The organism is Streptomyces sp. MUSC 14 (assembly GCF_001866675.1).
Lineage (GTDB): Bacteria > Actinomycetota > Actinomycetes > Streptomycetales > Streptomycetaceae > Streptomyces.
The window spans coordinates 24,271-46,706 of record NZ_MLYN01000092.1 but is presented as its reverse complement, the minus strand read 5'-3'; the positions used below and the strand labels follow the sequence as shown (position 1 = coordinate 46,706).

Sequence of the window (22,436 nt, the reverse complement as noted above, 5' to 3'; positions counted from 1 at the left end):
ACTGGGGACTAGGAGGCGTCGTGGGGCGGGCGCAGGCCGAGGACGCGGTCCTTCAGGGCGGGGAACTGCTCGCGGGTGACGGCCACCTTCTCCGGGTCGAGGTCGACCGTGAGGACCTCCTCGCCCGGTCCCGCCTCGGCGAGCACCTCGCCCCACGGGTCCACCACGATCGAGTGACCGGCCTGGGGAACTCCCGCATGGGTCCCGGCCGTTCCACAGGCGAGCACGAACGCCTGGTTCTCCACCGCCCGCGCCTGAGCCAGCAGCGTCCAGTGCGCGCGCCGCCGCTCGGGCCACCCCGCCGGGAGGACGAGGATCTCGGCGCCGGCGTCGACCAGTCCGCGGAAGAGTTCGGGGAAACGGAGGTCGTAGCAGGTGGCCACGCCCAGCGTGGTCCCGGGCATGCGGACCGTCACCAGCTCCTGCCCCGCGCCCATCAGCACGGCCTCGCCCTTGTCGAAGCCGAAGCGGTGGATCTTGCGGTAGGCGGCGGCCAGTTCACCGGAGGGGGAGAAGACGAGAGAGGTGTTGTAGAGGGTCCCGTCGCCCGCGGCGGAGCCGCTGCCGGACGCGGCGCGCTCCGGGATCGACCCGGCGTGCAGCCACACGCCCGCGTCGCTCGCGGCCTTGGCCATCGTTTCGTACGTCGGCCCTTCGAGCGGCTCGGCCTCACTGCCGAACTCCTCGTAGGCGAAGGCGCCTGTGGTCCACAGCTCCGGGAGGACCACGAGGTCGGCACCGGCCTGCTCCCGGACCAGCCCGGCCACCCGTTGCCGCCGGGAGTCGACCGATTCGTCCTCGTTCACGGCGATCTGGATCAGCGAGGCGCGCACACTACCACCGTCCTGGCATTCGAGAGGTCCACACAGGCCTACGATCGTCACACGAAAGCACTGCCGAGGTGACTGATTGCAGCGTAACTTGGGGGTCCCCCCGATTCGAGCGCAGCCGAGAATCGGGGGAGGTCCAGACACCCACCGCCGTGCCGCCGCCGCCCGCTGGCAACGCCGCCACAACCTGCCCGTGTACCGACCGCCGAGGGGTCCCGTTCCGTGAGTCTGCATCCCACCCTCCAGCCCTACGCCGACGCCTGGACACACTCCGTCGAAGCGATATCCGGGATGCTGCAGCCGCTCGTCGAGGGCGAGTGGAACCGGCGGACTCCCTGCCCCGGCTGGTCGGTCCGGGACGTCGTGTCGCACGTCATCGGCCTGGACTGCGAGATGCTCGGGGACCCGCGCCCCATCCACTCCCTGCCGAGCGACCTCTTCCACGTCAGGACCGAGCACCAGCGCTACATGGAGATGCAGGTCGACAGCCGCCGCCATCACACGGCGCCGGAGATGACGGCCGAGCTGGAGTACACGATCATCCGGCGCAACCGCCAGCACCGCAACGAGTCCCGCGACCCCGGCACCACGGTGCGCGGCCCGCTCGGCAAGGACGTCACCCTGGAGCAGGCCTATCGCACCCGGGCGTTCGACGTGTGGGTGCACGAGCAGGACCTGCGCACGGCCCTCGGCCTGCCGGGCAACCTCGACTCGCCGGGTGCGCACGTGGTCCGCGACGTCCTTCTGGAGGCGCTCCCCAAGGTCGTCGCGAAGGACGCGAACGCGCCGCGCAGCTCGGCGATCGTCTTCGACGTGCACGGCCCGGTGGAGTTCCTGCGCACGATCCGCGTCGACATCCAGGGCCGGGGCACCTTGGAGACGGCCCCGGCCCTCGGCCCCGCCGCCACGCTCTCGCTCGACTGGGAGACCTTCGTCCGTCTGGCCTGCGGCCGCGTCACCCCGGAGGCGGTGCCGGACCGGGTGAAGACCGAGGGCGACCCGGACCTGACGGCGGCGATCCTGCGCAACTTCACGGTGACGCCGTAGGCGGTGTCGTGGCGGGCAGCTGTCGGCGGTGAGCGCGCAGCGGGTTGTCACAGCGGAGTGTCACAGCGGGTTGTCCGGCCTCTCGGTCCGCTGGAGACGGGTGACGCGCGGGCGGGAGCGCGCGTCGGCTAGGCCGCGGGCACGTGCACCGTCTCCACCCGGCTGGCGACCAGCCGCTCGCGCTCCCGCCGGGCCGCCCGCCCCCGGAGCCGCAGGATCTGGCTGACGCCCAGCGCCTGCAGCACGAACACCGACGAGAACGCGACGTCGTAGTCGTCACCCGTGGCGTCCAGCAGCACCCCGATCGCGAACAGCGTCGTCATCGAGGCGATGAACCCGCCCATGTTGGTGATCCCGGACGCCGTCCCCTGCCGCTCGGGCGGATTGGCCGGCCGCGCGAAGTCGAAGCCGAGCATCGACGCCGGACCGCACGCCCCGAGCACCGTGCACAGCACCACCAGCAGCCACATCGGCGCCCGCTCCCCCGGGTACAGGATCGTCGCCGCCCACATCAGCGCCGTGGCCCCCACCGTCCCGAGCGCCAGCGGCAGCCGTGCCGCATGGTGCCGGGCGACGATCTGGCCGTAGACGAGCCCGATCACCATGTTGGACAGCACGACCAGCGTCAGCAGCTCGCCGGCCGTGGCCCGGCTCAGCCCCTGGGCCTCGACCAGGAACGGCAGGCCCCACAGCAACAGGAACACCATCGCGGGGAACTGGGTGGTGAAGTGCACCCACAGCCCCAGCCGGGTCCCCGGCTCCCGCCAGGACGCCAGGATCTGCTGCCGCACGTAGGCCGCGCCCCGGTGCGGGGACGGCTCCGGCTCGTACCCCTCGGGGTGGTCCTTCAGGAACAGCAGCGTCAGCACCAGCACCACGGCACCGGCGAGCGCGCTGCCCGCGAACGCCGGGGTCCAGCCGATGCTGTGCAGCAGCCGGGCGAGCACCAGGGTGGAGACCAGGTTGCCGGCCATGCCGACGAGCCCGGCGAGCTGCGCGATCAGCGGACCGCGCCGGGCCGGGAACCACCGGGTGCCGAGGCGCAGCACGCTGATGAAGGTCATCGCGTCGCCGCAGCCCAGCAGGGCCCGGGAGGCGAGCGCCGTGCCGTACGACGGCGAGAAGGCGAAGCCGAGCTGCCCGGCCGTGAACAGCACCGCGCCGATGGTCAGCACCTTCTTCGTGCCGAGCCGGTCGACCAGCAGGCCGACGGGTATCTGCATGCCGGCGTAGACCAGCAGTTGAAGTATGGAGAACGTGGACAGCGCGGAGGCGATCACGTGGAAGCGGTCTGCGGCGTCCAGACCCGCGACACCCAGTGACGTACGGAAGATGACGGCGACGAAGTAGACGGCGACGCCTATGGACCATACGGCGGCGGCGCGACGGCCGCCCGGCGGGTCACCCGGAAGAGTGACCTTGCCCGTCGTGACGCTCATCGGACCTCACCCCGCGCGAGGTGCTCGAACCAGGACACGTGCCGGTGCACGACCCCGACGGCCGCCTGCGCGTCCCCGGCGCGCAGCGCCTCCAGGATCTCCTCGTGCTCGGCCAGGGTCTTGGCGATCCGGTCCGGGTGCGAGTGCATGACGGCGACACCCATCCGCAGCTGGCGGTCGCGCAGTTGGTCGTAGAGCCGGGAGAGGATCTCGTTGCCGCCGCTGCGCACGATCTCCGCGTGGAAGGTGCGGTCGGTCACCGCGGCTCCGGCCAGATCACCGGCGGCGGCCTGCGCCTTCTGCTGCTCCAGCAGCGCGGCGAGCCGCTCCAGCAGCGCGGGCGGCGCGGGTACGGCCTTGCGCGCGGCGTGCTCCTCGACCAGCTGCCGGGTCTCCACCACATCGGCGATCTCCTGCGCGGAGACGGGCAGCACGAGGGCGCCCTTCTTCGGGTAGAGCCGGATCAGCCCCTCGGCCTCCAGCCGCAGCAGCGCCTCGCGCACAGGGGTGCGCGAGACCCCGACGGCGTCGGCCAGCTCGCCCTCGGTGAGCAGCGTCCCGCCCTCGTAACGGCGGTCGAGGACACCTTGTTTGACGTGGGTGTAGACGCGGTCGGCGGCAGGTGGCTGTTTGATCGGGGACGCTGGCTGCTGGACGGCCGTTTTCATGCCCACAGAATAGATACAACACGTACGCATGTGACGCCGACGTCCACGATCCGGACGGGACCGAAGTCCCCGGCAGCAACCGCACAACCTTGTGTGCTACTTACGTGTCACACGTGTGCGGCCCTCTGCTCTCGCCACCTCAACTCGGCCGCACTTCAGGGGCATTCAAGACAATCGGGGTACTTCACTTTGATTACCGGCATTCACGGCACCCGCAGGACCCGTATCCGCAGAGGCGCCGCCGTCGCCGTCACCTCCGGCGCGCTGCTCGCGACCGGCGCCCTCACCGCGGTGCCCGCGCAGGCCGTCACGGCGCCCTCGATCGTGGCCGCCGGCGGCTACGTGATGAACAACGCGAACGGTGCGTCGCTCTACACCAAGGCCGCGGACACCAAGCGGTCCACCGGATCCACCACCAAGATCATGACCGCCAAGGTCGTGCTCGCCCAGTCGAACCTCAACCTCGACAAGAAGGTGACGATCCAGAAGGCGTACAGCGACTACGTCGTCAAGAACAACGCCTCCCAGGCCCACCTGATCGTCGGCGACAAGGTCACCGTCCGCCAGCTGCTGTACGGCCTGATGCTGCCGTCCGGCTGCGACGCCGCCTACGCGCTCGCCGACACGTACGGCTCCGGCTCCACCCGCGACGCGCGCGTGAAGAACTTCATCGGCAAGATGAACACCGCCGCCAAGAGCCTGGGCCTGAAGAACACGAGCTTCGACTCGTTCGACGGCATCGGCAACGGCGACAACTTCTCGACGCCGCGCGACCTGACGAAGATCGCCAGCAGCGCGATGAAGAACGCCACGTTCCGCGCGATCGTGAAGACGAAGGCCTACACCGCGAAGACCATCACCAAGACGGGCAGCACCCGCACGATGGCCGCGTGGACCAACACCAACGGGCTCCTCAGCAGCTACAGCGGCACCATCGGCGTGAAGACCGGCTCCGGCCCGGAGGCCAAGTACTGCCTGGTCTTCGCCGCGACCCGGAACGGCAAGACGATCATCGGCACCGTCCTCGCCTCCACGTCCATCCCGCAGCGCGAGTCGGACGCCAAGAAGCTCCTCTCCTACGGCTTCACCAGGCTCGGCTGACGCCCGGCCGGACAGACATCCACGGGCCCGTCGCGACCAGCGGCGGGCCCGTCGCCGTTCCCGGGCACCACCTGGGCGATGCCGGACGCCATGAGATGAAGTGAATGGTGCTAGTGTCATTGGCACCATGCTGCTGCGTCTGGACAAGACCGACACCCGCCCCCTGCACGAGCAGGTCGCGGCGGCGATCCGACGGGCCGTCGCCGAGGGCGAGTGCCACGCCGGGGAGCGGCTGCCCTCCGCCCGCGATCTCTCCGAGGCCCTGGACATCAACGTCAACACGGTCCTGCGCGGCCTGCGCGAACTGCGGGACGAGGGCCTGCTGGAGTTCCGCCGGGGCCGCGGGATCACCGTGGCCGAGGGGGCCGCCCGGCGGTCCGGACTGCAGCTCAGGGTGCGGGAACTGGTCGCGGAAGCCTCCCGGCTCGGCTACAGCCGCACCGACCTCATCGACATGATCCGGGGGATCTCATGACGGACGGGGACAACAAGAAGGACGGCGCCGGTCCGGCCGCGGACAGCGACGGACGCGGTGGGCACGGTGGACGCGGTGGGCACGGTGGGCACGGTGAACGCGGTGGGCACGGTGAACGCGGTGAACGGGCCGCGCGCTGGGGAACCGCGGGGTGCGTCGCGGCCGTCACCGCACTGCTCGCGGGCCTGCCCTGGGCCGCCCGCGGCCGGCTCCCCGGCCGCCTGGCCACCCACTGGAGCGGCCCCGGCGCCCCCGACGGGTCGATGCCGCTGTGGGCGGCCGCCGTGTTCCCGGCCGGGATCTGGCTGCTGATCGCCCTCGCGGCCTCCCTGAGCCGGCTTCGCGCACGGGCGGGCACCCGCCCCTGGCGGGGGATCGTCCTGGCCCCCACGGGTACCGCCCTCGTGAGCGCGCAGGCGTCCGTCGTCCGGGCCAACCTCGACCGCACGGACTGGCACGATGCCCGCCAGCCGGCCTGGGCCATCGTGCTGGTCCTGGTCCTGACGGGAGCTGCCCTGGCGGTCGCCTGGCGGATCGCCGTCCGCGTCGCCTCCGCCGCACCCGCCACCGCACCACCCGAGCTGGACCTGCCCGAGGGGGAGCGGCTGGCGTGGTTCTCCCACGCGGCCAACCCCTGGCTCCAGTTGCTGTCCGCCGCCACCGGCCTGGTCGCCGCCGGCACACTGGTGGCCCTCGCCGGCGGCCTGGCGAACCCCGCCGCGCTGTGGCCCGTGTTCGCGGTCTGCGGCGTCACGGCCCTCGTCGGCGGCGTCTTCTCCTCGGTCCGCGCGAAGGTGTCGGAAACGGGCCTGGAGGTGGCGTTCGGCCCCCTCGGCTGGCCCGCCCGGCACTGGTCCCCCGCCGCCATCGAGTCCGCCCGCGCCGAACAGCGCCGCCCGTCCGAGGTCGGCGGCTGGGGTTACCGCCTCAGCGGCCTCGGCACGACGGTCATGCTGCGCGCCGGCGACTGTCTGGTCGTACGCCCCCGGGGCCGCCGTAGCGACTTCGCGGTCAGCGTGGACGACGCCGAGCGCGGCGCGGCCCTGCTGAACTCCCTGCGCCGACGGGGCTGAACCGGCATCGACCGAGCCGGCATCAGCAGAGGCGACAACGACTGAGGCGGTGTCAGCGTATGCGTCGGCCCTCCTTCGCCGGGAGCTGGTCGTAGGTCTTGAAGGTGTACATGGCGTCGTAGGTCATCAGGTTTCCCGTGGCCGCCGGCAGACCGAACCGGTGGTTGAGGAGGCCGGTGAGGGGACCGCAGTCCTCGGCGGCCGGGGCGGTGAACGTGTCGTCGTACGCCGAGAACGTGATCACGGGCGGGTCCTGGGAGAGCCACGTGGAGGGGCCGGAGCGCTTCAGCTGGAAGTCGACGGGTGCGCTCGCCCCGACGGCACAGCCGTGCCGCAGCAGCGGGCTCAAGAGCCGGAGGCGGAGGCTGAACCGGCCGGTGTAGGCGTCGAACCGGCCTCCGTACTCCGGCTGTATCGCCAGCCCCAGGGCCGCCGGGCGATCGCCCGCGGGGGTACCGGTCAGTCCGCCCGGTACGGCGGTCGGCCTGCTGTGCATCGCGCCCCACACCTGCCCGTCGCCGCCGTCCGGCAGCGGGCCCTCCGCGTGCGTCATGGTGATCGGGGCGAACGTCACCGTGACCTTGCCCATCGTCAACCGTGGTGCCGCGGTGTGCACTTCGCATCTCCAGCGGGCCGGGTCGACACCGTCGGGAAGGGGTGGACAGTCGCTGAAGTCGGTCGCGGACACGGTGGTGGATGCGCGCCCGCACATCCGAGTCACGCAACGGCACGTAGTCTCGTTCGCTCCTCGCGACCTTCGTGATCGAAGCCGCAACGCCTCGGCCGCATGCGCCTGCCGTGGATCGCACTCCTCCCGCATCCGCAGAAGCTCTCCGCCGAGCCTGCGCCCCAGGACGGGCGTGATCGTCCGTCCACGGTCCGGATCGCCGACACGAAGCGGCCCGTTCCCCACGCCAGACACCACGTGGCCCAGCTCGTCCTCCGCGGGGCATCCCGGTGCCGACGCCGACGCGGCCCTGGTCGCGAGTGAGTTGTGCACCAATGGCCTTACTGCACGGCTGTCTGCGGGGCCGGCTGTTCCGGCTGGAGACCACCCTGCACGGCGCGACCCTCCGTATCGCCCCCACGGATCCGCCGGTCGAAGCGGCTGCCGCAGGCACGTAGCGCCCGTGCCGACGGGCAGTTCGGACGAGGGCTGCTGATCGTGGAGGCGCTCACCGACAGGTGGGCCGTGGAGCCCCTGGCCGTCGGCAAGTCGGTGTGGGCGGAGTGGGACGTGACCGCCGGCTCCGTCAGTCCGTGTCCGTGGCCGCGAGGACAGCGAGCCGCCGCCCGTCCGGGGTGAGGGCGGCGATGCCGTAGTCGTCCAACTCGTTGTGGAACCATTCCGAATCCGCCTCGAAGCGGTACCAGGCACAGGCCCTGGCCCGGCGTTCGACCTCCTGCGCACTCTCGGCGGGCCCGGCACCGCTCAGTTCCGCGATGGAACGCCAGGCGGCCAGGCGGCCGTACGCCCCGTAGATGCCCTCGTGATAGATCCCGCCCAGCGATCCGGTGGCGAACAGCGTCTGCCAGACGTCGTCGAGGGAGCACGGCTCTCCCTCGAACCTGTCGTCGTCGCCCAGCCCCGCCACACAGTCCATGGGCAAGGTCGCCAGGACGGCGAGGACCTCGTCACGGGGTATCGGTTGGTCGGCGACGAACACACGGGCCTCGTGGTCGCCCCAGCCGCCGGCCTCGGGCGGCCACCCGATCGCCGCGATCGCGTCGAGCGAGGACACCTCGCGTAGGACGTGCCCGGCGGCGGCTGCCCTGCGTGCGCCCCGGTCCACGCCGACCGGGGCGGACAGACCGTACCTGAAGCCCTTCCTTCTGCCTTGGTACGACCGGCTGTGGAAGCCGGCTCCGCGCTCCATGTCCGCGAGCCGGTCGGGCAGCCAAGCGAGGCGGTGCAGCGTCCGGTCCGGGCGTAGCGCGTGACGCGGTACCAGCGTCTCGGGATCGGTTCCGCGCAGCAGTAGTTCATGAAAGAGACAGGCACGCAGTTCCTCGTGCCTGTCGCCGCTGTCCCGAAGGACGTACAGAGCGTCCTCCAAGGGTTGCGCCTCGGCTATCAGGGAAGCGAGCAGACGAGGTGCGCACCCGTGCCCCATACGCGCCTGCCCGGCCTGGACCGCCAGCGGCAGCAACTGCTGCACGAACCGCCGCCCAGGGGTGAGCGCCAGCACCCGCAGTACGTGCCCGAGATCACCGTCCAGCATCCGCAGCCGCTCGTACGTCTCGCGCCGCTGCTCGGCCAGGACCGTACCGAGGTCGGTGATCCGCTCCGTCTCCCCTCTCTTCGCCCAGGTCTCGATCTCGTGCCATGAGTACTGCTCCACCTCGTTCCCTCCCCGCACGCTTGCGCCCTGCGTACCTCGGCTTCCCGCACGGCGTCACCCGGCGCGCCGTGCTGTCGTTCCGTCACATTTACGCATTAACTTGATGCGTTCTTGAACACCGTCGGCAAAAGGCCTGGCTCCGGTGTCAGTCGTCCTCCGTAGGATGACGACATCAGTGAAGCAGCAGTGTTGCCCATGTCCGGGGGAGGCATACGGAATGGTTCGAGGTGCAGGACCAGAGCACGGCGGAAAAGCCGACCTCCACGTCTCGTCCAAGGACCTGACCAGACTCGCGGAAGACCTCGACGGCATGCAGGACCATCTCGACAAACAGGTCCGACGCATGGACGAGCTCGTCGACCGCATCGAGGCCGGCTGGCGCGGGCCGGCGGCCACGACGTATCGGAAGTTCCACCGAGCGGCCGCCAAGGACGCCGTGCGCATCCGTGAGGCGATGAAGCAGTTGGAGGAGGCTGTACGGCTCAGCCGGGACGGCTTCTCCGAAACGGATCTGGGCGTGCTCGAACGCATGCGTGGCATCCATGTCGACATCGACAGCGAAGTGGACAAGCTGTCCACCCCGCACGGGGCGGCCGGGGCGGCCGACAGCGCGTCGCAACCGCGCAGCAGTCTCGACTCGTACTGATACGAGCAGGCACGACAGACCTGCGGTACCGACATACGCAGGAAGTACCAGGGGGATGAGAATGCCGACCGGATCCGGTCCTGCCGACGACCACATATCGGTGTCTTTCAGCACGCTCCAGGAACTCACCGTCGAGCTGGAGGACATCCTCAAAAAGCTCAACGACAGACTCGACGACCTCTACGGCCGTGTCGAACCCGTCGTCCTGTCCTGGAAGGGCGAGGCCCGCGAGATCTTCGTCCAGAAACTGGATGAATGGGACCGCTCCGCCCAGGATCTCCAGGCGGACCAGAAGTGGCTTCACGGGTACGTCACCACCGGCCACGCCAACTACACGGCAGCCCACCAGGCGGTCCTGCGCGGCTGGGGCGCCGCCTGATGGGTACGGGAACGCGTCCGAGCGATGCCCAACGTCAGCAGGAACGGGACCAGCTCAAGACGACCGCGCCCGGCTCCGGCGGCGGCTTCGATCTGAAGCCGCCGCACCTGTACTACACCTCGGCCGTGGTACGCGACGGGCAGTTCGACTACGACAAGGGCGCGACGACGCTGGTGAGCGCCCTCAACAAGTACAGTCAATCGGCGGGCACGGGATCGGGGCCCGACGCCTTCGCCAAGGCCTATATGCAGATCGCCCAGAAGTTCATCGAGGTCTGGGCGGCCAGCGTGGTGAGCGTCGGCGGTGTCGCTGTCGGTCTGACCCTGACGGCCAACAACTACCAGGCGGCGGACTGGGCTTCGCGAGGCATGTACGGTCCCCCGCCGCGCCGCACACCGCCCGTCGTCATCGACAAAGCACCCGACTACGGGCAGATCAACGACATCAAGTGGTCCGGGACCGGCCAGGACGCCGACTCATGGGCGATTTCCGGAGCCCTCGGCGAGATCCCCGACTTCATCGCGGGCGTCATCCGGCCTGCCATCGAATACGGTCTGAACCTCGGCAAGACCCATGAAATAACCCCCGGCGCCCGCGAAGATGACCTCAAAGGCATGGCAAGCGCATGGCAGGAGGCCGGAAAAACGTCACTCAAAGCGGGTGACAATTTCACGTCCGCCATCGCGTACATGACGGACCCCCAGGGGAACAACGAGTGGCAGAGCGCGATGAAGTCCTTCTGCCAGTCGATCTGGGGGACCACCCCTTGGGGACAGACCCGTGACACACAGGGGCAGACCACTCAGCAGGGCGGCCGCAGTTGGGCGACTTCGGGGACCGTCGCGCCGGATCAGCGCCGGCCGATCCTGGAGGTTCTGCAGCACACCGCCGACACCCTGCAGAAGACCTGTTCCGACTTGGTCCAGGCCGCGCAGACGTGCCGGCAGACCACCACCGGTCTCGCCAAGAAGGCCGCCCAGGGGATGGTGGATGAGCTGACCAGTGGGAACCCGCTGAAGATACTCGAACTCGCGGGCCCCCAGATGTTCGCGACATTGGTCTGGACGTTCCGGAAGCACATGGACCGAGAAGCGGCGGACAAAGCCGTCGAGATCTACCAGCAGAAGTTCCACGAAGCCGCCACCACGCTGCTCGCCCTGGAATGGGAACTGGACGAAGCACTCAGAAGCGCGCCCACGTTCGTCGCCGAGGAGGCCAGGGCCGAAGGCTTCGGCAGCCGATCCCTCCACGAATTCAAGAACGAACACCAATACACCGTCGACCAGGACGAGAAGAACCACTTCTTTCCGATTGACCTGGCCAGCGACGAAGGGCTCTACGGCGGTCACTCCATCGAAAAGCACGTGGGCCTGACCGACGACCAGCTGAGGGCACGACTCCGAGACGACTCGAGCGCCAGCTCCGCCTCAAGTTTCAAGGACCTGGCATCGGCCCAGCGATACACCCAGGCCGCCCTCGACGACGTCGACAACGCCGATCGGATCGAGAAATGGATTGAAGGCGTAAAGAGGAGACAGAGAAACAATCCAAATTATGACCCGAACAACTCAAAGATCCAGCCGCCTGTTGAGCTTTCTTTCAACGACGTGACCGGCTCCACCGTCAGCGGTGCCGACTACGCGCAGAACGGCGACCGAGCCCAGGCAAGCGACACTCACAAAGTCCGGGTTGTACTAAGATACCGTGACGGACTCAATCCTCCGTTCATCGTTGTCACCTCCATGCCGGTGAGCTGAGAAATTCCATGGAGGGAAACACCTTGCCATCGTTCACGTGGTCCGCCTTCGACAGAGGCCCGACGGCCAGAATCCTGGATCTCGCCGTCATGTGCCAGGAATCCGGCGGGAGATACTCGCTGACCGACGAACTGGCGGCCTTCGTAAGGCTGGTGCAGTCGTCGAACGAGGCCCAGTGGCTCTGTCCCGTCACCACGGTGACGGCCCTTCTGGATCTCACCGCCCAGTATCTCGACGGGCAGCACGGGGAGTTGCCGCAGGAGTTCACAGCCAAGCTCGCTCGTGCCGCAGCCGGCTTGGACGGAGCCGAGTACCTGCGCACCCTGGCGGGAACCCTTCGAGCCATCGAGCGGGACACTGCGGGTGCGACCACCCCGTCCGCAGGCGCCGGGTGGGACACTGACATCCGCTTCCGCATGCTCCGAGGGTTCCATGACAACTGGATCGGGTCGGGCGAGTACGCGTCGTTGGAGGAGGCGATCAGTGCCGCGATCGACTCGGAGCATCCCTTCTGCGGGGACTTTCTCGGCCCTGTTGCCGCAGAGGCCGAGTCCGCCCTCGTGCGCCTCCTGGATTCGGCCGACTCCGGAGCCGGCCTCTCGCACACGATGCCCTGGGCCACCGCAGCGACGCTCACCATGCTGCTGGACGCCGTCAACAGCCACATGCGGCACGAACACCCCGCCCCTCTCACGACGCCGGACCACGACCAACGATGAACACCACACAGCGCACCGCCACCTACCCCGACCGGGAGACGGCCCAATGGGCCACCCAGCAGGTCGTCACCGCGAACGAGCAGCTCATCCACCGCTGGCTCGCCCAGTCCTCGCGCCCGCGCCTGACCATCGAGGCTTCCTGGCCGTCGCGGTCCGAGCCGGTCGGGCGCGTGCTGTTGCGGGCGATGATGCTGGCCGGCCGGGAGCCGGTGGACGTACACGCCGCCCGGGTGATCCTCAAGCGGGACGCATCGCGCCCGCACGGCTTCGCCGTCCACGCCACGTTCCCCGTCTATCTGTAGAGACCCGCAGAGGCTGACCATCGTGCCCTTGAGTCCCCTAGAACACGACCGTCGCTACGGCGAACTCGACCAGGTCATGCGCGCCTACCTCGGGCAGCCCGCGGACGACACCCCGGATCAGCCCAGTGAGGCCCTGGTCGCCTACCTCCGGTACGCCTGGCACAACCGACCGTGGGCCCTCGCCATCGCCGAGCGGCAACTGCGGGATTACGCCGACAACCCTCCCGGACGGCTCCGGCTGCGCCTCGGCGAGTATTACGCCATCCCCGACACCGGCCGGGCCGAGAGCGACGTCAAGCAGTGGCTGTACTGCCTCGCCGACCACATCAAGCACAGCGTCGAGAGCGGAGAGGTACCGCCCCTGGCGCCCCCCGCCACCCACTGGGAATGGCACGCCCGTTTTCCTGAGCTCGGCCAGTTCCTCGGCGGCTGGTTCTTCCAGGACATGCCGGACGAGTTCGACGGACACGATGCGGCAGTCGATGACTACCGGGCTTCCACCGATCCCCAACTCGTGGCCCGTCTCGTCGGAGAGCTCCATGAGTTGCTCTCCCTGGACCTGGACGAGTCCGACTACGCCCTCGCCGTCGCCGAACTGGGCATGGAAGTCGACGCACCCGCGCCGTACTCGCCGAGCGGCTGGCTGGCGCTGGTCGCCGAGCGGCTTGCCACGCCGCGTGCCGACTACGGTCCGACCGCCTTGGCGGAGTGAAGTGCCCTGCTGACGGGCTGAGTTGTCGGCGCTGACGAGGTGACTGGCCCACGACGGACGTGTGTACGTGCGCTCGGGGCAGCTCTCGCCGACGGCCGGAGGCACCAAGGGGATCCAGGCCGCCGTCGCCGCCGAAGTCCACGTCGTTCCGCGACGGTTGCGGAAGGACTGGGAGCGGCACGCCACCGGCCCGGAGGGTCTGTCATCCGCTCGGCAGGTCGAGGAGGCGCTGGAAACCCTCGGCGCGCGGTGCCGTGGAACGCATAGGCCGGTTCGCCGAAGGCCGAGGGCACCTTCGAAGGCCTCGTCACCGGCACCGACGGTCGGCGCTCCACCGTGCTGATCCAGGTCGGCGAGGGCTGACGCTGGAGCCCGCCGTCCCGCGTTCCCGGTGAGCTTCACCCTCAATCGTGAACTTCCCGCTTGCAGTTGGCATATTCGATTCCCTCCGCTCTACGTTCCGCAGCGGAGGTGGTTCACATGATCGAACCCAGCAAGCAGCCGGACTCGCCCCGCCGGCACGAGGCGATCGACGTCAGCGACTTCGTGTACGCGGCGACGGGCGCCCGCGTCAGGCGGCTGACGATGCCGGACGGGAGTCACTGGTTTCCGGCGGTGGATGTGTGCAAGGAACTCGGGCACACCAATCCGCAGAAGGCGCTCTCCGACCATGTCCCCGGCGGCCATCGAGAGTCTCTTGAGACCCTAACTGGAGGTTACGGTCTCAGCATTCCCGCAGGTAGAGAGTGGCGCCGAGACCTGAACGTCATCTCTCTGCAGGGTCTCGTCCTCCTCGTCCAGGCCTGTACGAAAGCCACCTGCGCTCCCTTCAAGCAGTGGGTCGCCGAGGTCATCGAGACCGTCCAGCGGGAGGGGTCCTACACCCTGGAGGAAGCCGAGGTACAGCCCGCCGACCCCGGTGCTCCCATCGCCTACGCCATGCCGGAGCAGGTGGCGGAGGCCATCGTCCGGCTGGAGGCGCACAACCTTCAGGTGGACGAGGATCTCGCGACCGCACAGCGCGAATCACTGGCTGTGCAGCGGGAGTTGCTCGCCACGCAGCAGGCCGCCATCAGCGCCCAGGAAGCCATGGCGACGGCGATGCAGCGCATCGCCGACCGCCTCGACGTCCTGGCCCTCGGCCGTCCCGTGCCGCCGGCGAACGCCTCCACGGCTCTGCCCACGACGGAGTCCGTCCTGGCGGACTGGCGACAGCGGCTGTCCGTGACGGAGGACGTGTGGGCCGTGGCCGTGGTGATCGCTCCCGTCCTCGTGGACAAGGGCGAACTGCGCGAGCCACTCGAATCCATTGCCGCCCGGACGGGGCTCTCGGTGCGGCGTGTCAATGAATGTCTACGGCTGCTGCGGCGGCACGCCTGTATCCGTTCCCGGGGCGGGGCCGAGGACGGGGCGCCGGTGTACGTGTTGAACCGGTGAACGGCTGAGCACGGGAGGCCGGTCGCAAGTCGTAGTTGCGGCCGCCCTCCCGTGGCTACGAGGCTACCCACTCAGGGTCTCAACAGCCCTTGAAGCCCCTCACGCCCAGCTGATCAGCCTCTTCGGCTGTTCCAGGATCGCGGCCACGTCCGCGAGGAACTTGGAGCCCAGTTCGCCGTCGACCAGGCGGTGGTCGAAGCTCAGCGCCAGCGTGGTGACCTGGCGGGGCTTGACCTTGCCCTTGTGGACCCACGGCTGGAGCTTGATCGCACCGATCGCGAGGATCGCCGACTCACCGGGGTTGAGGATCGGTGTGCCGGTGTCGACGCCGAAGACGCCGACGTTCGTGATGGTGATCGTGCCGCCCTGCATCGCCGCCGGGTACGTCCTGCCCTCGCGGGCCGTCGCCACCAGCTCGCCGAGGGCCCCGGCCAGCTGCGGGAGCGTTTTGTCGTGCGCATCCTTGATGTTCGGCACGATCAGGCCGCGCGGGGTGGCCGCGGCGATGCCCAGGTTGACGTAGTGCTTCTGCACGATCTCCTGGGCGGCCTCGTCCCAGGACGCGTTGATGTCCGGGTTGCGCTTGATCGCGACCAGCAGCGCCTTGGCGATCAGCAGCAGCGGGTTGACCCGCAGGCCCTGGAACTCCTTGTCCTGCTTCAGCTCCTCGACCAGCTTCATCGTGCGCGTCACGTCCACGGTCACGAACTCCGTGACATGCGGCGCGGTGAAGGCCGAGCCGACCATCGCCGTGGCCGTCGCCTTGCGGACACCCTTGACGGGGATGCGGGTCTCGCGCGCGGTGTCGTACGACGCCACGGGCGCCGACGCGGGCGTCACGGGGGCGGCGGCGACCGTCGGTGCGGCCGCAGCGGGCGTGGCCGCCGCGTGGACGTCCTCACGGGTGATGACACCGTCGGGGCCGGACGGCGTGACCGTGTCCAGGTCGACGCCGAGGTCCTTGGCCAGCTTGCGCACCGGCGGCTTGGCCAGCGGGCGGGGCTTGTCCACGGCCGGGGCGGCGTGGCCGTTCAGCTCCGCCTGGATCGCCTGGGCCGGTACCGGGACCGTGGCCTCGGAGCCCTTGCGGGGGCGGCGCTTGGTGGAGGACGTCGCCACGCCGTAGCCGACCAGGACCGGCTGGCGGCCCTCCGGCTTCGGCTCCTCCGCCGGGGCCTCGGCCGGCACCGCGGGCTCCGTCTGCGCCGGGGCCGGCGCGCCGCCCGCCACGTCCACCGCGATGATGGTCGTGCCCACGTCGACCGTCGTGCCCTCGGGGAAGTGCAGTTCGCGGACCACGCCGTCGTAGGGGATGGGCAGTTCGACGGCCGCCTTGGCGGTCTCGACCTCGCACACCACCTGGCCGTCGGTGACCGTGTCGCCCGGCTGGACGTACCACTTGAGGATCTCGGCCTCGGTGAGTCCCTCGCCGACGTCCGGCATCTTGAACTCGCGTACGGACGCTTCCGTCATCGTCGTCACGACCCTCTCCTCAGTACGCCAGCGAGCGGTCGACGGCGTCGAGCACGCGGTCCAGGTCCGGCAGGTACTCCTCCTCCAGGCGGGCCGGCGGGTACGGGGCGTGGTAGCCGCCGACCCGGAGCACCGGGGCCTCCAGGTGGTAGAAGCAGCGCTCGGTGATCCGGGCGGCGATCTCCGCGCCGGAGCCGAAGAACACCGGCGCCTCGTGGACGACGACCAGGCGGCGGGTCTTCTCGACGGACGTCTGGATCGCGTCGAAGTCGAGCGGGGAGACCGAGCGCAGGTCCAGGACCTCCAGGGACTTGCCCTCCTCGGCCGCCGCGTTCGCGACCTCCTGGCACAGCTTCACCATCGGGCCGTACGCCGCCAGGGTCAGGTCGGTGCCCTCGCGGACGACCTGTGCCTTGTGCAGCGGCGCCGGGATCGCGTCGACGTCCACCTCGGCCTTGTCCCAGTAACGGCGCTTGGGCTCGAAGTAGATCACCGGGTCGTCGCTCTGGATGGCCTGCTGCATCATCCAGTACGCGTCCGACGCGTTGGAGGGGCTGACCACCTTCAGGCCCGCCACGTGCGCGAAGAGCGCCTCGGGGGACTCGGAGTGGTGCTCGACCGCGCCGATGCCGCCGCCGTAGGGGATGCGGACGACGACCGGCATCTTGACCTTGCCCAGCGAGCGCGCGTGCATCTTCGCGAGCTGGGTGACGATCTGGTCGTAGGCCGGGAAGACGAAGCCGTCGAACTGGATCTCCACTACCGGGCGGTAGCCGCGCAGGGCCAGGCCGATCGCGGTGCCCACGATGCCGGACTCCGCCAGCGGGGTGTCGATGACCCGGCTCTCGCCGAAGTCCTTCTGCAGACCGTCCGTCACCCGGAACACGCCGCCGAGCTTGCCGACGTCCTCGCCCATGACCAGGACCTTGGGGTCGGTGTCCAGGGCACGGCGCAGCGACTCGTTGATGGCCTTGGCCATCGCCATCTTCTCGGCCATGTCAGTGACCCCCTTCAGATGCGTCCGCGAACGACGCCTGGTAGGCGGCGAACTGGGCGCGCTCCTCGTCGACGAGCGCGTGCCCGTCCGCGTACACGTTCTCGAAGATGGCGAAATGATCCGGGTCGGGCATGGCGCGGACCACTTCGCGCACTCGTTTGCCCAACGCCTCGGACTCGGTGTCGAGTTCCGCGAAGAATCCCTCGTCCGCGTGGTTTGACGCCTCCAGGTACCGGCGAAGGCGCAGGATCGGGTCCTTCGCCTCCCAGGCGGCGCGCTCGTCGTCGGCCCGGTAGCGGGTGGGGTCGTCGGAGGTGGTGTGGGCGCCCATGCGGTAGGTGAACGCCTCGACCAGGGTGGGGCCCTCGCCCCTGCGGGCGCGCTCCAGCGCCCACTTCGTCACCGCGAGGCAGGCCAGCACGTCGTTGCCGTCGACGCGGACGCCGGGGAAGCCGTAGCCCTGGGCGCGCTGGTAGAGCGGCACCCGGGTCTGCTTCTCGGTCGGCTCGGAGATCGCCCACTGGTTGTTCTGGCAGAAGAACACGACCGGGGCGTTGTAGACCGCGGAGAACGTGAACGACTCGGCCACGTCGCCCTGGCTGGAGGCGCCGTCGCCGAAGTAGGCGATCACCGCGCTGTCCGCACCGTCCTTGGCGATGCCCATCGCATAGCCGGTGGCGTGCAGCGTCTGGGAGCCGATGACGATCGTGTAGAGGTGGAAGTTGTTGCTGTTCGGGTCCCAGCCGCCGTTGTTCACGCCGCGGAACATGCCGAGCAGGTTGGTCGGGTCGACCCCGCGGCACCAGGCGACGCCGTGCTCGCGGTAGGTCGGGAAGACGTAATCGTCCTCACGGGTGGCCCGCCCGGAGCCGATCTGAGCGGCCTCCTGGCCCAGCAGGGAGGCCCACAGGCCCAGCTCGCCCTGGCGCTGGAGGGCGGTGGCCTCGGCGTCGAAGCGGCGGGTGAGCACCATGTCGCGGTACAGGCCGCGCAGGTCTTCGGGGGTGATGCCGGCGACGTAGGCGTCGTACTCGGCGTTCTTGACCCGCTTGCCCTCGGGCGTGAGGAGCTGGACGAGCTCGGGCTCGGCGCTCTTCTTCGCGGCGGTACGGGTGGTGCGGGTGGTGCGCTTGGTACCGGTGGCTCCGGACGCGGTGCCGGACTTCGCTCCGGTACCGGTCTTGCCGGCCTTGTCTGCGGCGCTGCGTCGCGGCTGGCGCGCGGCACTGCTGTCCACGGTCACGTGTGCTCCTCCGTCGTTCCGGCCCCCGGGGTTGCCGGTAGGCCAGTGCGGCTCACCTGTTTCGACCACGGGGCACGGGGTGGGTGCCACTCGGCCGGGAACAGGCGTGACAGGTGCCCCGGCGAGCGCCCTGCAACCAACACGTTACCCAGTGCCTCACATTTCTGTGAAACCCCATCTGACCTGCGCCTTTGATTGGATTTCCAAGTAAATTCGAGGGAGCGGGAAGCGTGCTGGTCACAGCCTCGCGAACGGCCGGAGCATGCGCACGTTATCCCGCGCACCCAGGTCACGGGAAGAGTCTGCGTGTGAGACAGGCCGCATACGCGAAGGCGTAAAAATCATGGCATTTCCCCTCGATGGCCACGAGTCCGTGCGCCGGGATGTCCACGAAACGCCCTCCGTCGAGCCCGGCACCGCGGCGGGGACACGCGGGTACGCGTTCCGGCCAACGGGAGATCCGCCGCGGCCCCACCGGGGCGGGAGCGAGCGTTTGCTTCCCACCGAGAAGGCGATCAAGAATTGCGTTTCGAGTCGGCTTTCTGAAAAGGGCGAAAGCAACGGAAATCTCTGATAAAGCCTGCCGCGTGACCGAAAGCGATCATCGCCGACTGTTTGTGACAACCCCCAGCTCACGGGGGCTTTTCGTGCCCTAGCATCTGCGGCGTGCCGCGCTCTTGTGTACCACCCTTCGTACCCCAAGCGCCCCCTCTGGGCGACGTGCTCCGCATGTACTCCGCCGGTAGTGCTCTCACCTGTGAACCGGTCATGCAGGGCCTGCTCAATCGCGCATACCGGGTGTGCACCACCCGCGGCAGCTATTTCCTGAAGCACCATTTCGACCCCGACACCGCCGACCCCGCCGCCATCGAGCGCCGTCACCTGGCCACCCGGCGCCTGGCCGACCTGGGCGTCCCCGTCCCCGTGCCGCTCGCGTCCCGCGAGGGCCGTACGGTCGCCGTCGTCGGCGGCCACGCCTACGCCCTGCACCCCTGGATCGACGGCCGGCACCGCCACGGCGGCCAGCTCACCCGGCCCGAGAGCGCGCGTCTGGGAGCGGTCCTGGGCGCCGTGCACGCCTGCCTGGAGCGCGTCATGCCACCCAAGGGGCGCACGCGTCCGGCCACGAGCCCCCATCCCGTGGAGAGCGCCGACCCGGCCGACACCTTCGACCTCATCGACGACCTGCTCGGCAGGGTCCGGCGCCACCGTCCCGCCGACGCCTTCGACGAACTGGCCCGGCACCGGCTCCTGGAACGCCGCGCGCTCCTGGAACAGCACGCGGACCGGCGCCCACCGCGCGGGAGCTCGGTGGGCTGGGTGCACGGCGACTTCCACCCGTTCAACCTGCTCTACAAGGACGGCGCGCCCGCGGCCATCGTCGACTGGGACCGGCTCGGCGTGCAGCCCCGCGCGGAGGAGGCCGTACGTGCTGCGGTGATCTTCTTCGTACGCCCCGCGGGCGCCCTGGACCTGCCGAAGGTACGCGCCTACGCGCGCGCGTACCGGCGCGCGGCCGGGGCCACGCCCTCGGAGCTGTCGGCGGCCGTGCACCGGGTGTGGTGGGAGCGGCTGAACGACTTCTGGATGCTGCGCTGGCACTACGAACGCCGTGACACGCGCGCGGACTGTCAGTTCCCGGCCGCGTCGGCGCTCGTGGTGTGGTGGACGCGCGAGTACGACGCCGTCTGCGAGGCGTTCACGGGCTGACGGCGCCCGCGACCGCACCCGCCCCGGGCACCGACCGGCTCACGGGGAGGCCGTCACGGGCGCCGGAGGGGTCCTTCAAGCGGTGGGGTCGCCCGCCACGCCGGAGGTCACGCTCGCGTCCGTGCCGCCGTTCGTGGTGCCGGTGGTCGTGCCGCCATTGGTGGTGCCGCTGGTGGTACCGCCGTTGGTCGTGCCGCCCGTGTTCGTACCGCCGTCGGTCGTACCGCCATTGGTCGTGCCACCGTCGGTCGTACCGCCGTCGGTCGTACCGCCATTGGCGGTGCTGGTGCCCGTGGACTGCGACGGGGAGGTCTGCGGATCCGTCGGGCTCTTGGTGTCGGACTGCGAGGTCTGCGGGTCCGTCGGGGTGTAGCCGGTGCCGCCCGAGCCGGTGTCCGAGCCGTTGTACGTGCCCGGGTCGGTCGGCTGGTCGGTGCTGCTGTCCGACGGCGACGGGGAGTTCGAGTCGTCCGACGCGGACTGCGAGGGCGTCGTCGACTGCTTGGTGTCACCGCCGTTCTTGCCGCTGCCGCCCGAGTGGTTCAGCGCCATCGCGACGCCCGCCGCGATCGCGATCACCGCGAGGACCGCGACGATCCACAGCTTGCCGCGTCCGCCGCCCCTGTTGCCGTGCCCCTCGAAGCCGCCGTCGTCGCCGTTGCCGTACCGGGACGGCAGGATCGGCTGCGGGATCTGCGCGGTGCCGGAACCGAAGTCGCCCGGGTGCTGCATCGCGGTCGTCCCCGCGAAGCCGCCCGCCGGGGTGTGCCGGCCGTCGTGCGACTGCACCGGGCCGGTGTTCCAGGTGCCCGTGTGGCCGCCCGCCTCGTAGAGCATCTGCAGGCCGTACTGGATCAGCCCGCGCATCTCCTCGGCCGTCTGGAACCGGTCGTCCGGCTCCTTGGCGAGCGAGCGCATGACCAGGCCGTCCAGCTCCGGCGGGCAGCCGTCGGTGACCTGCGACGGCGGGGTCGGCATGTCCTGGACGTGCTGGTAGACCACCGACAGCGGGGTCTCGCCGGTGAACGGGGGCCGCAGCGCGAGGAGTTCGTACAGCAGGCAGCCGGTCGCGTACAGGTCGGAGCGGTGGTCGACGGCCTTGCCGAGCGCCTGCTCCGGGGAGAGGTACTGCGGCGTGCCCATGACCATGCCGGTCTGCGTCATCGTCGACTGGGCGCCGTGCAGCGCACGCGCGATGCCGAAGTCCATCACCTTGACGGCGCCGCTGTTCGTGATGATCACGTTGGCCGGCTTGATGTCACGGTGCACGATGCCGTGCTGGTGCGAGTAGGCAAGCGCTTCCAGCACGCCCGAGACGATGATCAGGGCCTGCTCGGGGCCCGGCGCCTCGGCGTTCATCAGCAGGTCGCGGATGGTGCGGCCCTCGACCAGCTCCATCACGATGTACGGCACGGACTGGCCGCCGCCCCCGGCGGAGCCGCCGTAGGGCACCGTGTCCTCGCCGGAGTCGTACACGGCGACGATCGCGTGGTGGTTGAGGCCGGCGACGGACTGTGCCTCGCGGGTGAAGCGGGCCTTGGAGACCGGGTCCTCGGCCAGGTCGGCACGGAGCAGCTTGACCGCCACGGTCCGGCCCAGCCGGACGTCCTCGGCCGCGAAGACCTCGGCCATGCCACCCCGGCCCAGCCGGTGGGTCAGCCGGTAGCGGCCGTCGCCGACGAGCCCGCCGTTGCCCCACAACTCCGGCGCGTCCGACATGCCGCCGCCACTCGCCTCGGGGTCGGACGGGCCCTGGGCGCGCTGCGTCTGTGCCATCAGTCCTCGCCGTCGTTTCTGCCCGCGGTGCGCGCGGTGTTGTCACGGTCTCCGTCGGCCACGCTACAGGGTTCGTGGGTGCCACCGGTTCGGAACGGGAACCGGGACCAGCCACGAGCGTGACCGGCCATGAAACCTCTAGCACGCGCTGTCGTGCAAATTCTGTGTGCCGGTCGTACGCCCCCTGTAACGCTTGCGCGACGCTTCTTGCGCGTACGGTCACGGAACGGGCACCGAGCTTGACGTGTCAGTGCCCTGGGGCAGACTTGGCCGGTAATGACACATTCGATCAAGGCCCTGCGATGAGCGA

Annotated in this window: 22 protein-coding genes; 13 read left to right on the top strand and 9 right to left on the bottom strand. The window is 69.8% G+C overall.

Going from position 1 to position 22,436, the window contains the following annotated elements; translation table 11 throughout:
* Positions 1-8: 8 nt before the first annotated feature.
* Positions 9-833: a carbon-nitrogen family hydrolase gene (locus BIV25_RS43595; RefSeq protein WP_071378136.1), complete on the bottom strand. Its 825-nt coding sequence runs from the start codon at positions 831-833 to the stop codon at positions 9-11.
* Between the two features lie 219 nt (positions 834-1,052).
* Here BIV25_RS43595 and BIV25_RS43590 point away from each other — a divergent pair, with 219 nt between their 5' ends.
* Positions 1,053-1,877, top strand: coding sequence for a maleylpyruvate isomerase family mycothiol-dependent enzyme (locus tag BIV25_RS43590; protein WP_071378135.1), 825 nt, complete (start codon positions 1,053-1,055; stop codon positions 1,875-1,877).
* Positions 1,878-2,005: 128 nt separating this feature from the next.
* Here the strand turns inward: BIV25_RS43590 and BIV25_RS43585 are convergent, their stop codons facing one another.
* Both BIV25_RS43585 and BIV25_RS43580 read right to left on the bottom strand, forming a co-directional pair.
* A complete protein-coding gene (locus BIV25_RS43585) occupies positions 2,006-3,316 on the bottom strand; it encodes a nitrate/nitrite transporter (protein ID WP_071378134.1) in 1,311 nt (436 codons plus the stop codon).
* On the bottom strand, positions 3,313-3,984 hold the full coding sequence (locus BIV25_RS43580) for a GntR family transcriptional regulator (RefSeq protein WP_071378156.1): 672 nt from the start codon (positions 3,982-3,984) through the stop codon (positions 3,313-3,315). Before BIV25_RS43580 ends, BIV25_RS43585 begins: the two co-directional genes overlap by 4 nt.
* A gap of 189 nt (positions 3,985-4,173) precedes the next feature.
* Between BIV25_RS43580 and BIV25_RS43575 the strand changes: the two genes are divergently transcribed.
* The 3 genes from BIV25_RS43575 to BIV25_RS43565 all read left to right on the top strand — a co-directional run bounded on the left by BIV25_RS43575 (position 4,174) and on the right by BIV25_RS43565 (position 6,633).
* The gene (locus BIV25_RS43575; RefSeq protein ID WP_071378133.1) at positions 4,174-5,085 is read left to right on the top strand and encodes a D-alanyl-D-alanine carboxypeptidase family protein; all 912 of its coding nucleotides are present in this window, start codon (positions 4,174-4,176) and stop codon (positions 5,083-5,085) included.
* A 127-nt stretch (positions 5,086-5,212) separates the two neighbouring features.
* Entirely contained in the window at positions 5,213-5,560 is a 348-nt protein-coding gene (locus tag BIV25_RS43570; RefSeq protein WP_071378132.1) for a GntR family transcriptional regulator, read from the top strand.
* Positions 5,557-6,633 carry a DUF1648 domain-containing protein gene (locus tag BIV25_RS43565; RefSeq protein ID WP_256257181.1) on the top strand — a complete coding sequence of 359 codons (1,077 nt, stop codon included), beginning with the start codon at positions 5,557-5,559 and terminating at the stop codon, positions 6,631-6,633. Before BIV25_RS43570 ends, BIV25_RS43565 begins: the two co-directional genes overlap by 4 nt.
* A 52-nt stretch (positions 6,634-6,685) precedes the next feature.
* Here the strand turns inward: BIV25_RS43565 and BIV25_RS43560 are convergent, their stop codons facing one another.
* Positions 6,686-7,222, bottom strand: a complete 537-nt coding sequence (locus BIV25_RS43560; protein ID WP_256257180.1) for a hypothetical protein — start codon at positions 7,220-7,222, stop codon at positions 6,686-6,688.
* A 413-nt stretch (positions 7,223-7,635) separates the two neighbouring features.
* Between BIV25_RS43560 and BIV25_RS53870 the strand changes: the two genes are divergently transcribed.
* A complete protein-coding gene (locus BIV25_RS53870) occupies positions 7,636-7,758 on the top strand; it encodes a hypothetical protein (protein WP_256257179.1) in 123 nt (40 codons plus the stop codon).
* 128 nt (positions 7,759-7,886) lie between these two features.
* On the opposite strand, the gene BIV25_RS43555 is transcribed toward BIV25_RS53870, so the two are convergent.
* On the bottom strand, positions 7,887-8,975 hold the full coding sequence (locus BIV25_RS43555; protein ID WP_079177273.1) for a DUF6183 family protein: 1,089 nt from the start codon (positions 8,973-8,975) through the stop codon (positions 7,887-7,889).
* A 217-nt stretch (positions 8,976-9,192) separates the two neighbouring features.
* Here BIV25_RS43555 and BIV25_RS43550 point away from each other — a divergent pair, with 217 nt between their 5' ends.
* The 7 genes from BIV25_RS43550 to BIV25_RS43520 all read left to right on the top strand — a co-directional run bounded on the left by BIV25_RS43550 (position 9,193) and on the right by BIV25_RS43520 (position 14,927).
* Complete coding sequence (locus BIV25_RS43550; RefSeq protein WP_071378129.1) at positions 9,193-9,621, top strand: WXG100 family type VII secretion target; 429 nt, start codon at positions 9,193-9,195, stop codon at positions 9,619-9,621.
* A gap of 61 nt (positions 9,622-9,682) precedes the next feature.
* Positions 9,683-10,000 (top strand): WXG100 family type VII secretion target, encoded by a 318-nt coding sequence (locus BIV25_RS43545; RefSeq protein ID WP_071378128.1) that lies wholly within the window; start codon positions 9,683-9,685, stop codon positions 9,998-10,000.
* The gene (locus tag BIV25_RS53865) at positions 10,000-11,757 is read left to right on the top strand and encodes an RNase A-like domain-containing protein (RefSeq protein ID WP_256257178.1); all 1,758 of its coding nucleotides are present in this window, start codon (positions 10,000-10,002) and stop codon (positions 11,755-11,757) included. Before BIV25_RS43545 ends, BIV25_RS53865 begins: the two co-directional genes overlap by 1 nt.
* 89 nt (positions 11,758-11,846) lie before the next feature.
* Positions 11,847-12,476, top strand: a complete 630-nt coding sequence (locus BIV25_RS43535; protein WP_143076811.1) for a hypothetical protein — start codon at positions 11,847-11,849, stop codon at positions 12,474-12,476.
* Positions 12,473-12,778, top strand: a complete 306-nt coding sequence (locus BIV25_RS43530) for an RNase A-like domain-containing protein (RefSeq protein ID WP_071378126.1) — start codon at positions 12,473-12,475, stop codon at positions 12,776-12,778. The genes BIV25_RS43535 and BIV25_RS43530 overlap by 4 nt, the downstream gene beginning before the upstream one ends.
* A 22-nt stretch (positions 12,779-12,800) precedes the next feature.
* Complete coding sequence (locus BIV25_RS43525) at positions 12,801-13,490, top strand: contact-dependent growth inhibition system immunity protein (RefSeq protein WP_071378125.1); 690 nt, start codon at positions 12,801-12,803, stop codon at positions 13,488-13,490.
* A 480-nt stretch (positions 13,491-13,970) separates the two neighbouring features.
* Complete coding sequence (locus BIV25_RS43520) at positions 13,971-14,927, top strand: Bro-N domain-containing protein (protein ID WP_071378124.1); 957 nt, start codon at positions 13,971-13,973, stop codon at positions 14,925-14,927.
* Positions 14,928-15,026: 99 nt separating this feature from the next.
* Here the strand turns inward: BIV25_RS43520 and BIV25_RS43515 are convergent, their stop codons facing one another.
* The 3 genes from BIV25_RS43515 to pdhA are packed head-to-tail and all read right to left on the bottom strand — an operon-like array spanning position 15,027 to position 18,640.
* Entirely contained in the window at positions 15,027-16,409 is a 1,383-nt protein-coding gene (locus BIV25_RS43515) for a dihydrolipoamide acetyltransferase family protein (RefSeq protein WP_071378123.1), read from the bottom strand.
* A gap of 10 nt (positions 16,410-16,419) precedes the next feature.
* Positions 16,420-17,397 (bottom strand): alpha-ketoacid dehydrogenase subunit beta, encoded by a 978-nt coding sequence (locus BIV25_RS43510; RefSeq protein WP_071378122.1) that lies wholly within the window; start codon positions 17,395-17,397, stop codon positions 16,420-16,422.
* Position 17,398: 1 nt separating this feature from the next.
* Positions 17,399-18,640, bottom strand: coding sequence for a pyruvate dehydrogenase (acetyl-transferring) E1 component subunit alpha (gene pdhA, locus BIV25_RS43505; protein WP_071378121.1), 1,242 nt, complete (start codon positions 18,638-18,640; stop codon positions 17,399-17,401).
* A gap of 729 nt (positions 18,641-19,369) precedes the next feature.
* On the opposite strand from pdhA, the gene BIV25_RS43500 reads away from it, so the two are divergent.
* Positions 19,370-20,350 carry a phosphotransferase gene (locus BIV25_RS43500; protein ID WP_256257177.1) on the top strand — a complete coding sequence of 327 codons (981 nt, stop codon included), beginning with the start codon at positions 19,370-19,372 and terminating at the stop codon, positions 20,348-20,350.
* Between the two features lie 75 nt (positions 20,351-20,425).
* Here BIV25_RS43500 and BIV25_RS43495 read toward each other — a convergent pair whose 3' ends face one another.
* On the bottom strand, positions 20,426-22,126 hold the full coding sequence (locus BIV25_RS43495) for a protein kinase (protein WP_079177272.1): 1,701 nt from the start codon (positions 22,124-22,126) through the stop codon (positions 20,426-20,428).
* Positions 22,127-22,436: the final 310 nt, after the last annotated feature.